We start from the raw sequence: 14,589 nt of genomic DNA on the forward strand, positions 1-14,589 counted from the left end.
CCTCCGCCTTGCAGCTGCACGCACCAGACCCCGCTCGGGTGGGCTGAGAGGCGTGGTTTCTCTCAGCCGACCTGATCCAAACGACAGACCCTAGCGGGAACGGTGGCGGACGCGTGCCGTGCGTCCGCCACCGACGCCCGGGCGGCAGCCCCGACGCCGGCGTCAGGACACCCGGACGTCAGCCTTCCACCCGGCGATACGCGCAAGTAACGTCCCGGGAATGACCGGAGACACGAGCGGTGTTCCGGCGGTTCCCCCGTCAGGGAGCCGGCGGACACGAGACAGTGCCGGCTCCGACCCCGTCAGCCGCGGCCTCGCCCAACTCGCACGGGGGAAACGGCAGTTGGCGGACGGACCGGTGGGCGACGCCCGCGCGTCCCTGCTGCTGGCCGCGTCCCTGCTGGCCGCCCAGGCACCGGATCGGGCCGAGGCCGCCCGCCTCCTCGCCGTGGACGCCGCCTGGGCGGCGGGAGACGTCACGGCCTGCCTGACCATCCTCGACGGCACGGACCACGAGGGCCGTCACGGGGGTGACGCCGGACCGGGCACCGGCGCGGGCAGCGACGCCACCGGAGACATGGCACGCACCCCCGCAGCCGTACCGAACGACGCCCGCACACCACCGCCCGAGTCCTCCGACCGTCCGCAACAGCCTCCGGTCCGCCCCGCGTACGTGCGGGACTACCGCGACGGAATGCGGGCCATGCTGGCCCGGCAGCCGGACCGTGCCACCGGGCCGCTGCGGCGGATCCTGGAGCACGCCCGCGCCGACGACCGGCCGGATCACCTGCTGCGCGCGGCGGCGGCCGCCCTGCTGCTCGGAGACGTCCACGCGGCCCGTACCACGGGGGCCCGCGCGCTCGCGGCCGCCCGCACCGCCCACTGCGCCGCGTTCGAGGCCCGGGCCCTTGAGTACCTGGCCTACGGCGAACTGCGCGCCGGCCGGCACGCGCAGGCGCGCGCCCACGCCGAGCAGGGCGTCCGGGCCGCGCGGGCGGCCGGGCACCGCAACACGGCGGCGAGCCACCATGCGATGCTCGCCCTCTCGGCCTCCATCGAAGGAGACACCACCGCGGTCGCCGGGTACGCCTCGGCGGCGCTGACAACCGCCCGCCGCCACGGCCTGACCCAAACGGCGACGCTCGCCGAATGGGCCATCGCCCGCGCCGACCTGGCACGCGGCCGTCCCCTGGAAGCCGCCGACCGGCTCCGTCCACTCGTCGGGTCCGGCACCCGGCGCGGCCACTTCGCCGTCTGGATGCTCGCCGTGCCCTGCTTCGTGGAGGCCGTGGCGCTCGCCGGGCGTCCGGAGGACGCGCGGCCGGTCGTCACCGACCTCGCCGTGTGGGCCGCCTTCGGCGCGGACCCGCACGCGCCCGCCCAACTCGCCCGCTGCCGAGCGCTGCTCGCTCCCGTGGACCTGGCCGACGACCTCTATCTGCGGGCGCTGGCCCTGCACGACGCGTACGACGGCGGCGACTTCGAACGCGCCCGCACGGAACTGCTGTACGGGCGGTGGCTGCGCCGGCGCCGCCGACTGCGGGAGGCCCGGAGTCGGCTCGGCGCCGCTCTGGTCGGGTTCGAACGCTGCGGAGCCGGCGCCTGGGCCGACCAGACACGCGGCGAGCTGCGGGCCAACGGAGCCGCCGCGTCCGGGAAGGAGGCGAGCGCAGGACTGTCGGCACTGACCCCGCAGCAGCTGCGCATCGCACGGTACGTGGCCGAGGGTGCCACCAACCGGGAGGTGGCGCAGCGGCTGGCCGTCAGCACCCGTACGGTCGACTACCACCTGCGCAACGTCTTCGCCGCCCTCGGCGTGCGCTCCCGCGTCGAACTGGCCCGCATGGTCGACCAAGAGGACCGCTGATCCGCGCGGGCGAGCGCCGGGGCCGTGACGGCGCGTGACGGCCGGCGAGAGCCCGCCGTGAGCAGGGCGATCACCCGGCAGGGGGATCCGAGCCCTCCGCAGGCATAGACCTCTGCGCTCAGGGCACTTGCAGATCCGCTCGACGCCGCCCGGCGTCGAGCAGCGCTGCGAGAGGGGGCAGGCACATGGCCCGTCCCCTGTGCGCACCGACGGACTCGCGAGCCGTGCCCCGAGAGAGGAACCGCCATGCTCCTTCCGGCTGAGAAGCAACTGCGCGCAGGATTGGCCCAGTACGCCCAGGCGCGCATCGAACACGACGTGCTGCCCAGCGGTCGCACCAGCCGCGCACTCGAGGACGCCACCCACACGCTCTGCGCCATGACCGGGGCCGCCGACGCCGCGCAGGCTCTGCTCGCCGCGGACGCGCTGCTGGAGCGGTACCGCGCCGACCGTCGGAGCAATCCGAGAACCGGAGGGACACTGGCCGCCTAGGAGCCCGGCGCGGGGAGCCGCGACGCGCCCCGTCCGGCCCGTGAAGCACGGGTGAAAACCCTGTGGAAGCGGTGTCGGTGGGGCCGTTTATGCTGCACCCGAAGATCACGCGGGACCAGGGGAGGGCGCGGCATGTTCGGCAAGCTGTTCGGCAGGAGTGCGGAGAGACCGGTGGCGGATCCGCACGCCCTTCCCGTCCCGCGCAGACAGAAGCACGGGATGTACACGCTGCGCGCGCTCGGGGACACCCGCGTGCTCGCGCTGGTGGAAGCGGCCGACGCGGGTGACTGGGAGGCGGTCAAGGCGGCGCTGGCCCCCTTCGATCTGGGCCGCGACCACCAGGTCCTGGGCGAACTCGCCGACCTGGACGGGGTGCAGGACTGGATCGGCAAGGCCGTCGACGAGGACAAGGAGCACCGGGCGACAGCCCTGCTGATATCCGGTGCGCGCCACATCAGCTGGGGCTGGGAGGCACGCACCGCCGAGCGTGCCGTGAACGTCACGCAGGAGCAGTGGCGGATCTTCCACGAGCGCCTCCACACAGCCGAGGAGCACCTGCTCGAAGCCGCCGAGCTGCGACCGGAATGGGTCACGCCGTGGCGCCGTCTCCTCACCTCGGGCCGCGGCATGTCCCTGGGCACCGCGATCAACGAGACCCGGCGCGACGCCGCCCTGCGCCGCGATCCGCTCGATCTGGAGACCCACCTCGAGTGGGTGTCGCAGCTGCAGCCCCGGTGGGGCGGAAAGCCGGGGCAGGCCCTGGCGTTCGCACAGAAGTCGTTCGCCCGCGCCCCCGAGGGACACCGCCTCGGCTGCGTGATCGCCATGGCGTACATCGAGGAGTGGGTGGAGTCGGACCGCGGGGACTACCTCGCGACCGACGAGATCCGGGCGCAGCTGCGGGAGGCGGTGGACCACAGCATCCTCCACCCCGCCTACGCGTGGCGTCCTGGCTGGCAGCAGGACTTCAACATGTTCGCCATGGCACTGTCCCTGGCGGACGAGCGCCACACGGTCCGGCGCGTCTTCCAGACGCTGGACGGCGCCTACACCACATGGCCCTGGACCTACTTCGCGGAGCCGGAGAAGCAGTTCGCGCGCCACCATCGCCGCGCCTGAGCGGACGCGATCTGCGCCGCGCCCCGTGCGCGCGCCACCGTCGGTCGCGCCCGCGCGGACACCATCGCCCTGCCCGAGCGCGCGCCGCCATCGTCGCGCCCGCGCGGACACCATCACCGCGCCCGAGCGCGCGCCACCACCGCCGTGCCCGAGCACGTACCGAACCGCCGGGCCCGCCCCTCGCCCCGATCCTCACCCCCCGCCCTTCCCACCCCGGACTGCCCGATGACACTGCCCCACACCGCCGCCAACCCGCCCGGTACCGACCGCACCTTCCAGGTGGATCTGCGCGGCCTCGTCGATCTCCTCTCCCACCACCTCTACTCCAGCCCCCGCGTCTACCTGCGCGAACTGATGCAGAACGCGGTGGACGCGCTGACCGCCCGGCACGGCCTCGAACCGTCCGCCCCCGCCGACGCCTTCGGCGTCCGCCTGTACGCCGACGGTTCGGTGGTACGCGTCGAGGACGACGGCGTCGGTCTCACCGAGGCCGACGTGCACACCTTCCTCGCCACCATCGGCCGCAGCAGCAAGCGCGCCGACCGCATCGCCGAACAACGTGCCGACTTCATCGGCCAGTTCGGCATCGGCCTGCTCTCCTGCTTCCTGGTCGCCGACGAGATCCACGTGGTGAGCCGCTCCGCCCGCACCCCTGACGCGCCCGCCGTGGAATGGCGGGGCCGCGGCGACGGCAGTTACACCGTCCGGACACTGCCCGTCTCGGCCCGCCCCCGTCCCGGCACCACCGTCACGCTGACGCCGCGCGCCGACGCGGGGGAGTGGACCCGCCCGGCACAGGTGCACGCGCTGTCCCGCCACTTCGGCTCCCTGCTGCGCCACCCGGTGACCTTCGACGACGGAACGGGCGGCGAGGACGGCCCCGGCGGGCCGGGCGTCCGCGTCAACCCCGAGCCCGCCCCCTGGGCGCGCACATACCCCACGCCCGGCGCCCGTTCCCGTGCCCTGGCCGCGTACGGCGAGGAGGTCTTCGGCTTCACGCCGCTGGACACCATCGAGCTGGACCTGCCGGCCGTCGGTCTGAAGGGCATCGCCTGCGTGCTGCCCGAGGCCGTGCCGGCCGGGCGCCGCCACGGCCACCGCGTGCACGTCAAGGGCATGCTGCTGTCCGAGCAGGCCGAGGAGATCCTGCCCGACTGGGCGTTCTTCGTCCGCTGCGTCGTCGACGCCGAGAGCCTGCGCCCGACCGCGTCCCGCGAGTCCCTGTACGAGGACGACACCCTCGCCGCCGTCCGCGACGCCCTCGCCGAGCGGCTGCGCGCCTGGATCGCCCGAGCCGCCGCCAGCGACCCGGACCTGCTCCACCGCTTCCTCCAGGTCCACCACCTGGCCGTGAAGTCGCTCGCGGTGCACGACGACGAGATCCTGCGGATGCTGCTGCCCTGGCTGCCCTTCGAGACCACCGACGGGCACACCACCCTCGACGAGTTCTCCCGCACCCACCGCACGGTGCTCGTGACGTCGAGCGTGGAGGAGTTCCGGCAGGTCGCGGCGATCGCCTCGGCCGCCGGTCTCGGCGTCGTCAACGGCGGCTACACCTACGACCGCGAACTGGTCCACCGACTGCCCGAGATCCGGCCCGAGGCCACCGTCGCCGACCTCGACCCGGCCACCCTCACCGCCCACCTCGACCCCGTCGACCGGGAGACGGAACTCGCCGCCGCGGCCTACCTCGCCCAAGCCCGCGACGCCCTCGCCGTCTTCGACTGCGACGTCGCGCTGCGCACCTTCCAGCCGGCCTCCGCTCCCGCCCTCCTCGTCGACAGCCGCGAGGCCCGGCACGAACGCACCCGCTCCCAGCTCGCCCGTGAGCAGGAAGGCGGCCTGTGGGGCGACATCCTCGGCGCCCTGCGTCAGGAGGCCCCGCGCGCCCAGCTGATCCTCAACCAGCTGAACCCGCTCGTCCGCACCGCCGTCACCATCGACGAGCCCGAGCTGGCCCGCACCAGCGCCGAAGCCCTCTACGGGCAGGCCGCGATGCTGTCCCGGCGCCCGCTCAGGCCCGCCGAGTCGAGCCTGATCAACCGCTCCTTCCTCGACCTTCTCGCCCACGCCCTGCGCAAGGACAGCTGACGATGCCCACCACACCCCATCCCCAGAACACGGACGAGCTGTACCAGGCGCTCCAGGAGAACGACCGGCGCCCCTACGGCCGCACCCGCACCGTCATCGCCGAGGAACTCGTCGAGGCCGCCGAGCAGTTCGCCGAACCCGTCCCGCTCGTCCGCGCCCTCCTCGAACTGCAGGAGGCGTACACCTACGGCTCGGAGCCGCGGAAGTCACCCGTCGTCTTCGCCCGGCTGCTCACCCTCTTCGACGAGCAGCCCGACGTCTTCGACGACGGCCTGCGCCACATGCTGTTCTGGCGGTTCAAGTGGGTGGCCAACGCCCTGCGCCACCTGCCCGAGATACCGCTGCCCAGCCTGCGCCAGTGGCTGACGGAGATGCGCGACCGGTACGAGAAGGCCGGCCTCGGGCTGCAGCCCTACTACGGTCAGGCCTACCAGCTCGCGGCCCACGTCGGCGAGGACACCACCCTCGCCTATGAGCTGTGGGCGGGCCGCACCCGCACCCGGCTCAGTGACTGCGAGGCCTGCGAGATCTGCGAGCGCGCCCTGTACCACCTCGCGGCGGGCGACGACGAGCGGGCGCTGCGCGCCTGGGACCCCGTCCTGAACGGCAAGGAGTCCTGCCAGGAGGAGCCCGCCCGCTCCGTCTCGTACGCCCTGCTGCCGCTGTTGCGCACCGGCCGCACCGACCAGGCCCGCGCACTGCACCTGACCGGCTACCGCGGCTGCCGCCGCAACCCCTCGATGTCCGGCGAGGTCGGCCGGCACCTGGAGTTCTGCGCGCTCACCGGGAACGAGGCACGCGGCCTGGAGCTGCTCGCCGAGAACCGGAACCTGTTCGACGAGGTGGACTCACCGCTGGACCAGTCGGACTTCCTCACCGGTGTGGAGGTGCTGCTGCAGCGCGTCGAGATGCTCGGCCACGGCGACCTGCCCGCCGCCGGATACGCGGGCCGCACCTGGACGGTGACCGCCCTGCGCGCCGAGGTGCGGGGCCGCGCCGACGACCTCGCCGCCCGCTTCGACGCCCGCAACAAAACCACGGCCCACACCGACCGCCGCAGGGCCCGCCTCGACCGTGCCCCGCTCCTGGACGCGCTGGAACTGACCCTGCGCACCCGCAGCCTCGACGAGGTGGCCCCGGCCGCCCCCCTCGCCGCGCCCGCCCCCCGCGCCTCGGCCGACACCCCGGAGGCGCTGCCCGAACTCATCCTCCGGGCAAGGACGTTGGAGGAGCAGGGGCACCCGGAGACGCAGACCTGCTGGGCTCGGCTGCGTACGCTCGTGGGCGCCGGCGACTACACCCACCCCGACGACCCGGCCGTGGGCCCGCTGGGCCGGCTGCGCGCGGACCTGCTGGCCGACGAGGCGAGCCGGGCCGGAGAGAAGGACGACCACGCAACCGCCGCCGACCTCCACGAGGAGGCCGCGGGCCTGTACGACGACGCCGGGCTGCCGGGGCACGCTGCGGTCGCCCGCGGCTGCGCCCTGCTCGCCACCGCCGAGATGCCCGCGGAGGGCGCCGACGGAGCCGAGGCGAAGGTCGCCGCGCTGACCGCCGCCCACGCCCGTCTGGTCCGGCTGCACGAGGAGACTTCCGGCCTCGCCCCGTACCAGGAGGCTCGTCTGCTGCGACTGCGGGCGACCGCGCTCGGCCTGCGCCTGCAGACCTCCGGCGACGAGGAGCACGTCGCGCCCGTCTTCGCCGAAGTGGAACTGCTGCACGCGTTCGCCACGCGGCACGACGTCGTCGGGCAGATCTCCGGGGCGCTGCTGCTGCGGGCCAGCACGCACGCCATCTCCGGCGATCTGCCCGCCGCGGTCGCCGAGATCGACGTGCTCCTCGACCGGCTGAAGACGCACGGCCCCGCCTGGCACCTGCCCCGCACCCTCGCACTGCGCGGCCGGCTCCAGCTCGGGCTGCGGGACGCGCAGGCCGCGCACGCGGACCTGGCAGAGGGGCTGCGCCTGGCCGCCGACTGGCAGGGCGACACCGTCGACACCGCCCGTCTGCACGGTGACCTGGCCGAGGCCTGCATGCACCTGGGCCGCACCGACGAGGCACTGCGGCATCTGACGCGGTCGGCGGAGCTGGAGCTGCGCCGCGGCAGCCGGACGGACGCGTTCTGCACCTACAGCAACGCCGCCCAGCTCACCCTCGACCTGGGCCGTGTGGAGGACTGCATCGCCCTGCTCGACTCCCTGCTGGCCGAGCCGGACGTCACCGCCGGCGAACTGGACGACCGGCTCGTCGCCCAACTGCGCCTGACCCGCGCCCGCGCCCTGTACGCGGGGGAGGACCTCAAGGCCGCCACGGCGGAGTTCGTCACCCTCGCGGCCGAGTCGGCCGGCTGGGACGACGACCCCGGCAGCCACGCCATGATCGCCGCCGAGGCGGCCGTACTCCTCGGCGAGTCCGGCGAGTTCGGCCGGGCCCGTGAGGCCGCGGACCAGGCGATCGCCGCCCACGCCCGGGCCCCGCGCTACGAGCAGCTCAGCAACTGCCTGCGCGAACTCGCCCGTCTGCAGACCCAGCGGCAGGGCCCCGACGGTCTGACGGACGCCCTCGCCTACCTCGCCGACGCCGGCCGGATCGCCGACGAGGCCCGCGCCGCCGCGTACGAGGCTCACGGCCGCTCCCTGGACACGGCCCTGGCCTACGAGCACGGGCGGGTCAACGCCTACGCGGGCGAGTACGAGGACGCACTGGCCGCCCTGGAGAAGGCCCTGGACCTGCTCGGCGAGCCGGGGCCGGAGGACGGGCACGCCGGCGAGTGGGCCGAGTGCGTTCGCCTCGCGGGCGCGGTCGAGGGCCTCTACCTCGAACGCCCCGCCCCCGCCCTCACCCGTCTCGACGCGGCGGCCTCCCGCCTGACCGCCCTCGGCCACACCGAGGAGACCGAAGCGCTCTCCTCGTTGGCGGCCCGCCTGCGCGACGAGGAGTGACCCGGTGGACGACGGCGGTCCACCCCTTCCGGGTGTGACCGCCTCGCCGAACGGGGGACGGCCGTACGGGCCGGTGTCGGAGGTCCGAGGACGTAGGGGGAGGTTCACGGGGCATCCGGACCGGTAGCGGCCGCAGAGCAAGGAGCGTTGACGCCATGGGTACTGCCGTCCACGTCCCGCAGACCCGGGACATGATCGGGGACGAGCTCTCCGGAGACGAGGCGCTCGGCGCGTTGCGTCACTACGGGGGGCTGCGGCTGCTGGTCGATTCCTTCACCCGGTTCCGGTACGCGGACGGCTTCACCAACGCGCGGGCGCTCGCCTTCCAGGTGGTGCTCGGGCTGGTTCCGTGCACCGTGGCGCTGGTGGGGCTGGCGACCTCGGTGCACACGGAGGGAGTGGGCCGGATCATCGAGCTCACGCTGGGCCGGATCGTGCCCGGCGCCAGTGCCGAGATCGTCCAGGACGCGTTCGAGGGGACGCGGCGCACCGCTCACGGCGACGTGTGGAGCACGCTCGCGCTGTGGCTCGGTCTGGGTTTCGCGCTGGTGAACCTCGCCTCGGCCATGGGTCAGATCGAGCGCGGCGCCAACCGCATCTACGGCATCGAGCGCGACCGGCCCTTCCCGCGCAAGTACGCACGGGCGGGCGTCCTCGCGCTCGCCGCCGGTCTGCCCCTGGTGCTGGGGTTCGTGGTGCTCGTCGCCGGAGAAGCCGTGGGCGACGCCGTGGCGCGGACCGTCGGCCAGGAGGGCGGTGGCCCGCAGTGGTGGGCCGTGCTCGACCTCCCGGTGGGGCTCGCGCTGGCCTGGGTCGCCTCCGCCGTGATCTTCCGGTGGTCACCCCGCCGGGTGCAGCCCGGTTACACGTGGCTGGCCTTCGGCTCGGCCGTGCACCTGCTGCTGTGGGTGTCGGCCACCTGGCTGCTGGCGCTGTACGTCGAGCACAGCGGGGCCTTCGGCGCCGTGTACGGGCCGCTCACCGCCTTCATCGCCCTGCTGCTGTGGGCCAATCTCACCGCCGTCGCACTCTTCCTCGGCATCGCGTTCGCCGCCCAGCTGGAGGCGGCCCGCGCAGGCATCGAATCAGCCGTCCAGCCGGACCCCGGACCAGGCGCGTAGACGGTCGCGGCCAGTGCACCTCATACGGTGCGGTGCGGTGTGGTGCCGTGTGGTGCGGTCCGGTGCGGCGACGGTGTCAGGGGGCGGGCCTGGGGTCGATCCACAGTGCTTCGGAGAGGGCGCACACTTCACCGTCCGCCGTGGCGAGCGCCACCCCCATCGTGTGCTTGCGGCCGGACTCCGAGAGCAGCCACGCGTAGGAGACGTAACGCTCACCCGCGACGACCGGTCGCAGGATCGTGCCCGTCAGGGATGCCGTGACCGCTCCCGGTTGCTGGGCACCGAGGAAGCGGCCCGCCCAGTGCCCCGGGCAGTCGAGAGCACCCCAGACCAGCGGGGTCGGGAGCAGACCGTCCTGACCGGCGAAGACCCGGGACGGCACCCAGGCGGAGGCCACCAGAGCGCGATCCGGCACCGGGGTGCCGTGCACGCGCAGACCGCGGTCGGCCGCACGCAGACCGCAGCCGAAGCAGTCGGCCACACCCGACGGCGGCGCCGCCCGGAATCTCTCGGCCGCCGCGTAAGCCTCCTCCCAGGAGGGCGCGGCCGGAGGGTCGAGCCGCAGTTCGGCCGGGCGCGCCGCGGTGAGGGGCCGCTCGGCCTCACCCAACTCCGCACCGCCGTTCGCCGTTGCGGCGATCCGCACGGGTACGTCGAGCGGCACCGGCCCACGGAAGTCCACCCGCACCGTGGGCGCCCCCACCCTCTGCGCCAGCAGGCCGGCGACATAGCCGCCGAAGGCCACCCGCGGGTAGCCGGCGTACAGCTCTGGCACCACGATCGTGTCGCTCGTCGTCATGATCACCAGTTCACCACACCCGGGAATCGCGCTCACACCGATCGGCGGGACGCCCTGCCGCCCGCCCCGCGGGCGACGGAGGCGACGTACCCGGGGCCGAGGGCTTGGGTGCGGCGGCCTCAGCCGACGGGCGGCATGTCCGTGGGGTCGGAGTCGAGTCCGGGGCGTCTGCCGGCCCAGGCGCCGCGGGTGAAGTCCGGGATCTCGACCGGGCGGCCCCGCCTCGCCAGCGACGCGGCGCTCAGCGGGACCGCCGCGCACCAGGCCGCCGAGTCGTACACGTCGATGTCCGGTACCAGACCGGCGCGCATCAGCTGGACGGTGCGCCACTGCAGGACGTAGTCCATGCCGCCGTGGCCGCCGTTGTTCGCCGCGTCGTCGCCGACCTTCCGCCACAGCCAGTGGTCGAACTCCTTGCGGTAGTCGGCGAAGTCGCGCCAGGTGTGGCCGCCGTGGTCCGGTTCGAGGTAGACGCGCGCGCCGGTCGGTGCGGGCCCCACGTAGTCCTCGACGATCCCGCGGCTGCCGGCGAGGGTGTTGATCCGGCTGTACGGCCGGGGTGAACTGACGTCGTGCTCGGCCCGGATGATCCTGCCCCGCTCCGTCTCGATCAGGCAGGTCACCAGGTCACCGTTGATGTACGTCTCCTTCCAGGACGGGTGGTCCCGGGGGACGAAGCGCTCGCGGTAGTCGGCCAGCCCCCGGGGCGCGGTCGCGGTGGCGCGCAGGGTGGTCATCCGGTCGCCGCGGTTGATGTCCATGGCCGCCGCGATCGGGGCGAGACCGTGCATCGGGTAGAGGGACGCGGTGCTGCGGGTGTGCCACAGCCGCCGCCAGGAGTCGGTGTAGTACGTGTCGGAGAAGAGGAGTTCACGCAGGTCGTGCAGATAGCCGCCGTGCCCGTGGGTGATGTCTCCGAACAGCCCGGCGTGCGCCATTCTCAGCATGGCCAGTTCATTGCGGCCGTAGCTGCAGTTCTCCGCGAGGAGCAGGTGCCTGCGGGTGCGCTCGGAGGTGTCCACCAGGTCCCACAGCTGGCGCAGTTCGGTGGCGACGGGAAGTTCCACCACGGCGTGCCTGCCACTGTGCAGCGCGGCTCGGCCGTGTTGGTAGTGGAACTCCCAGGGGGTGGCGACGTACACGAGGTCGATGTCGTCGCGTCGGAGCATCCGGGCGTAGGAGTCTGCTGATCCGCCGTATTCGGCGGGGCGAGGCTCACCCTTGCTCACCAGCCGGTCGGCGGCGCGTCGTGCACGGTCGGCGCGGATGTCGCAGACGGCGGTCACGGTGCAGCCCGGTACGGCCGCCCAGCCCGTGATCATGCCTGCGCCGCGGTTGCCCAGCCCGATGACACCGACGCGGACCGTTTCGTGCGCCTCGAACGGCACCCCGATCATCGACTTCTGTCCAGGACGCCTGCGCGGAGTCTGTCCGGTCGCGGCGGCCGCGGCCGGGGCCGAGGCGGCCATCCCGGCCGCGAGCGCACCGCCGGCGACGGCTCCGCCCAGGAGCAGTCGGCGGGAGACAGCGGGTGTTTCGGACATGACGGCAACACTCCTCGTGGGGGGTTCGCATCACTGCCGGGACACTGTCGGGACGTTCGGGCATGACTCTGCGGGCTTCGACGGGGGCATGTCAATACGTGCTCGATGGAAAGCAGTTCCGAGCATGAACGAGCATCAGGGGCCCCCGGTGGCCGCGCGGAGCCGGCTTCTCCGGCAGAGGACGACCACGAGCTTGTCGACATCTGATGCAGAACGCGGAACGGGGGTACCCGCGCACCCATGACTTCGCAAACCGATCACGCCGAATCCGTACGAGGCCTGCGCCAACTGCGCCGGATCCGTGTGTTCTACGCCGGGGGCGCCGTCCTGTGGGCGGTTTCCGCCGCATCGGCTTGGTGGGAGGAGCCCGGGAGCCGACCGATGTGGGTGTCGGTGCTGTTCCTGGTGGTCTTCGTAGGTCTGCTGTCCCTCACGTCCCTGTGGCTGTCCCAGCGGCAGGGCGCCCGCACGGGTACCCCCGTGCACCGCGCCGCGCCGCGCCGGATGGCCTGGCGCCACCACGCCGACGCCTGACCGCGGGGCCCCGCGCCCTTTTGGCCGCTGTCGCCCGCAGCCCACGTCCCGGACGAGGACGTGGGCTGCGGGCGGTCAACGGCGGAACCGGTGTGCCGGGCGGCGCCTCCGGGTTCCGGTCGGCCGGGACCGGGCGCGCTGTCAGTGCGGTGCGCTTCACTGTCCGTCATGGAGCTCACGCAATCGACCGCCGACGCCCTGCTGGCCCGACTCGGCCCCGAGAGCGGCTGCACGTACCTGCCCGCCGACCTGGACCCGCAGGACCTGACCGACCTGCTCGAAGGCAGATACGGCGCACCGCGCACCCTCGTCCTCGACGGCTTCGCCGATCCGACGCCGGACGAGTCGAGCGGCGCGGCTCTGCTCGCCGCCTTCGGCGACCGGGCCGTGACCGTACGGGCGTGGGCGTACGGGAACCAGTGGGTCGGTACCGGCACGGCGCGAGACGCGGACGGAATCGAGCGGCCGGTGCTCGTGGTCGCGCGCAGAGAGGTGCCGGAACTCGCGGCGGTCGCTCAGGCCGAGGACCTTGACTGGATGGAGCGGCTCAGACGCATCACCGGCTGGACCTGGCCCGACCGGCGCCCGGACATCGACTGGACCGAGACACAGGCACGGCTGGGCACCGCGCTGCCGAGCGAGTACAAGCGCATGGTCGAGACGTTCGGCAAGGGCGCCTTCGACGGCTTCCTGAGCTTGCACCAGGAGCCGTGGACCCATCTCAGGGAGGAGGGACTGCTCGTCTGGGCGGGCACGGAGCACGAGAACCTGTACTGCTGGAGGGTCGACGGCCACCCCGACCGCTGGCCGGTCGTGGTCCGGTCCTTCGACGGTGAGGACGTCCCGTTCGACTGCGGGACCGCGGAGTTCGTCTGCCGTGTCCTCACCGATCCGCACCACCCGTTCACGATGGCTCGCCATTTCGACACGCACTGGTTCATGAACCACCGGGAGACCGACTGACCGAACAGGACGGGAACACGTTCTGAGCGGAACACCGGGGAAGCGCCGGCCGACGGCGCTACGCTGCTGTGCCGTGCAGCAGACGCGCCTCGACACCGCTCGGATCCGGGCGGCCCGCCAGGTGATCGACCCGGTGTTCCTCGACACCCCGCTGTACCGATGCGAGGCGCTGGAGCCCGTCCTCGGGTGCACGGTGAGCGTCAAACTCGAAACGGCCAACCCGGTCCGCAGCTTCAAGGCCCGCGGGACCGAGGTGGTCGCGAGCCTGCTCGCCGAGCAGGGGCCGTCGGCCGTGGTGTGCGCCAGTGCGGGCAACCTCGGCCAGGCCCTCGCCTGGTCCGGTCGCGGCCGGGGGCTCGACGTCACCGTCGTGGCATCCCGCTTCGCGACCGCGGCCAAGCTCGATCGCATCCGTGCGCTGGACGCCAGGCTGGAACTGGTCGACGGCGACCACGAGTCGGCCCGGGAGCGGGCGGCGGCCATCGCGCGGCACCACGGCATCAGGCTGCTCGAAGACAGCCTGGACATCGAGACCTGCGAGGGCGCGGCGACCATCGGCCTGGAACTGGTGGACACGGTGCCGTCGTTCGACGCCGTCCTCGTCGCTCTCGGCGGCGGGGCGCTGGCCACCGGTGTGGGTCATGTGGTGAAAGCCATGGCGCCCGGAGTGGAGGTGATCTGCGTCCAGCCGCTCGGCGCACCGGCGATGACACACTCGTGGCACAGGCGCCGCGTCGTCACCACCGACTCGGCCGACACCATCGCCGACGGCGTGGCCGGCCGGTACCCCATCCCGGCCGTCCTGGACGACCTCCTCCTGGTCGCCGACGATGCCGTCCTGGTCCGGGAGGCGTCGATCACCGCCGGTATGCGGATGCTCCTCGAACACGCCGGCCTCGTCGTCGAACCGTCGGCCGCGCTCGGCATCGCGGCGATCCTCGAAGACCGTGACCGCTTCGCCGGCCGCCATGTGGTCACCATCGTGTGTGGCAGCAACGTCGACGTGGACGCCTATCACCGCTGGGTCGGCGCGGCTCCCCGTCACGGGTCGTGACGCAGCGGTCCTCGTGGCCGACGGGAGCCTCGTGAGTCCCCCTGCTCCACCTGCCCTGTTCCC

General features: G+C 73.3%; 11 protein-coding genes. 9 read left to right on the plus strand and 2 right to left on the minus strand.

Annotated elements, in window-relative coordinates; translation table 11 throughout:
- Positions 1-343: 343 nt before the first annotated feature.
- From ACWCPI_RS29685 to ACWCPI_RS29710, 6 genes are all read left to right on the plus strand, one after another.
- Positions 344-1,867, plus strand: a complete 1,524-nt coding sequence (locus ACWCPI_RS29685) for a LuxR C-terminal-related transcriptional regulator (RefSeq protein ID WP_451041035.1) — start codon at positions 344-346, stop codon at positions 1,865-1,867.
- 246 nt (positions 1,868-2,113) lie between these two features.
- The gene (locus tag ACWCPI_RS29690) at positions 2,114-2,359 is read left to right on the plus strand and encodes a DUF5133 domain-containing protein (protein ID WP_451041036.1); all 246 of its coding nucleotides are present in this window, start codon (positions 2,114-2,116) and stop codon (positions 2,357-2,359) included.
- Positions 2,360-2,491: 132 nt separating this feature from the next.
- Positions 2,492-3,478 carry a hypothetical protein gene (locus ACWCPI_RS29695; protein WP_451041037.1) on the plus strand — a complete coding sequence of 329 codons (987 nt, stop codon included), beginning with the start codon at positions 2,492-2,494 and terminating at the stop codon, positions 3,476-3,478.
- A 225-nt stretch (positions 3,479-3,703) separates the two neighbouring features.
- Positions 3,704-5,569: an HSP90 family protein gene (locus tag ACWCPI_RS29700; RefSeq protein WP_451041038.1), complete on the plus strand. Its 1,866-nt coding sequence runs from the start codon at positions 3,704-3,706 to the stop codon at positions 5,567-5,569.
- 2 nt (positions 5,570-5,571) lie between these two features.
- Complete coding sequence (locus tag ACWCPI_RS29705) at positions 5,572-8,511, plus strand: hypothetical protein (protein WP_451041039.1); 2,940 nt, start codon at positions 5,572-5,574, stop codon at positions 8,509-8,511.
- Between the two features lie 155 nt (positions 8,512-8,666).
- Entirely contained in the window at positions 8,667-9,632 is a 966-nt protein-coding gene (locus ACWCPI_RS29710) for a YihY/virulence factor BrkB family protein (RefSeq protein ID WP_451041040.1), read from the plus strand.
- Between the two features lie 76 nt (positions 9,633-9,708).
- On the opposite strand, the gene ACWCPI_RS29715 is transcribed toward ACWCPI_RS29710, so the two are convergent.
- Together ACWCPI_RS29715 and ACWCPI_RS29720 are read right to left on the minus strand one after the other, a co-directional pair.
- Positions 9,709-10,431, minus strand: coding sequence for a hypothetical protein (locus ACWCPI_RS29715; protein ID WP_451041041.1), 723 nt, complete (start codon positions 10,429-10,431; stop codon positions 9,709-9,711).
- Positions 10,432-10,550: 119 nt separating this feature from the next.
- Positions 10,551-11,975 carry a Gfo/Idh/MocA family protein gene (locus ACWCPI_RS29720; protein ID WP_451041042.1) on the minus strand — a complete coding sequence of 475 codons (1,425 nt, stop codon included), beginning with the start codon at positions 11,973-11,975 and terminating at the stop codon, positions 10,551-10,553.
- A 240-nt stretch (positions 11,976-12,215) separates the two neighbouring features.
- Between ACWCPI_RS29720 and ACWCPI_RS29725 the strand changes: the two genes are divergently transcribed.
- The 3 genes from ACWCPI_RS29725 to ACWCPI_RS29735 all read left to right on the plus strand — a co-directional run bounded on the left by ACWCPI_RS29725 (position 12,216) and on the right by ACWCPI_RS29735 (position 14,526).
- Positions 12,216-12,509, plus strand: a complete 294-nt coding sequence (locus ACWCPI_RS29725) for a hypothetical protein (protein WP_451041043.1) — start codon at positions 12,216-12,218, stop codon at positions 12,507-12,509.
- Positions 12,510-12,677: 168 nt separating this feature from the next.
- Entirely contained in the window at positions 12,678-13,472 is a 795-nt protein-coding gene (locus ACWCPI_RS29730; protein WP_451041044.1) for a hypothetical protein, read from the plus strand.
- 73 nt (positions 13,473-13,545) lie between these two features.
- A complete protein-coding gene (locus ACWCPI_RS29735) occupies positions 13,546-14,526 on the plus strand; it encodes a threonine ammonia-lyase (protein WP_451041045.1) in 981 nt (326 codons plus the stop codon).
- Positions 14,527-14,589: the final 63 nt, after the last annotated feature.

The sequence above is a fragment of the Streptomyces sp. NPDC001920 genome (assembly GCF_053594495.1).

Coding starts and splice junctions, on each gene's coding strand:
- ACWCPI_RS29725 (WP_451041043.1), top strand. CDS start 12,216: ATGACTTCGCAAACCGATCACGCCGAATCCGTACGAGGCCTGCGCCAA.
- ACWCPI_RS29700 (WP_451041038.1), top strand. CDS start 3,704: ATGACACTGCCCCACACCGCCGCCAACCCGCCCGGTACCGACCGCACC.
- ACWCPI_RS29690 (WP_451041036.1), top strand. CDS start 2,114: ATGCTCCTTCCGGCTGAGAAGCAACTGCGCGCAGGATTGGCCCAGTAC.
- ACWCPI_RS29705 (WP_451041039.1), top strand. CDS start 5,572: ATGCCCACCACACCCCATCCCCAGAACACGGACGAGCTGTACCAGGCG.
- ACWCPI_RS29695 (WP_451041037.1), top strand. CDS start 2,492: ATGTTCGGCAAGCTGTTCGGCAGGAGTGCGGAGAGACCGGTGGCGGAT.
- ACWCPI_RS29715 (WP_451041041.1), bottom strand. CDS start 10,431: ATGACGACGAGCGACACGATCGTGGTGCCAGAGCTGTACGCCGGCTAC.
- ACWCPI_RS29710 (WP_451041040.1), top strand. CDS start 8,667: ATGGGTACTGCCGTCCACGTCCCGCAGACCCGGGACATGATCGGGGAC.
- ACWCPI_RS29730 (WP_451041044.1), top strand. CDS start 12,678: ATGGAGCTCACGCAATCGACCGCCGACGCCCTGCTGGCCCGACTCGGC.
- ACWCPI_RS29720 (WP_451041042.1), bottom strand. CDS start 11,975: ATGTCCGAAACACCCGCTGTCTCCCGCCGACTGCTCCTGGGCGGAGCC.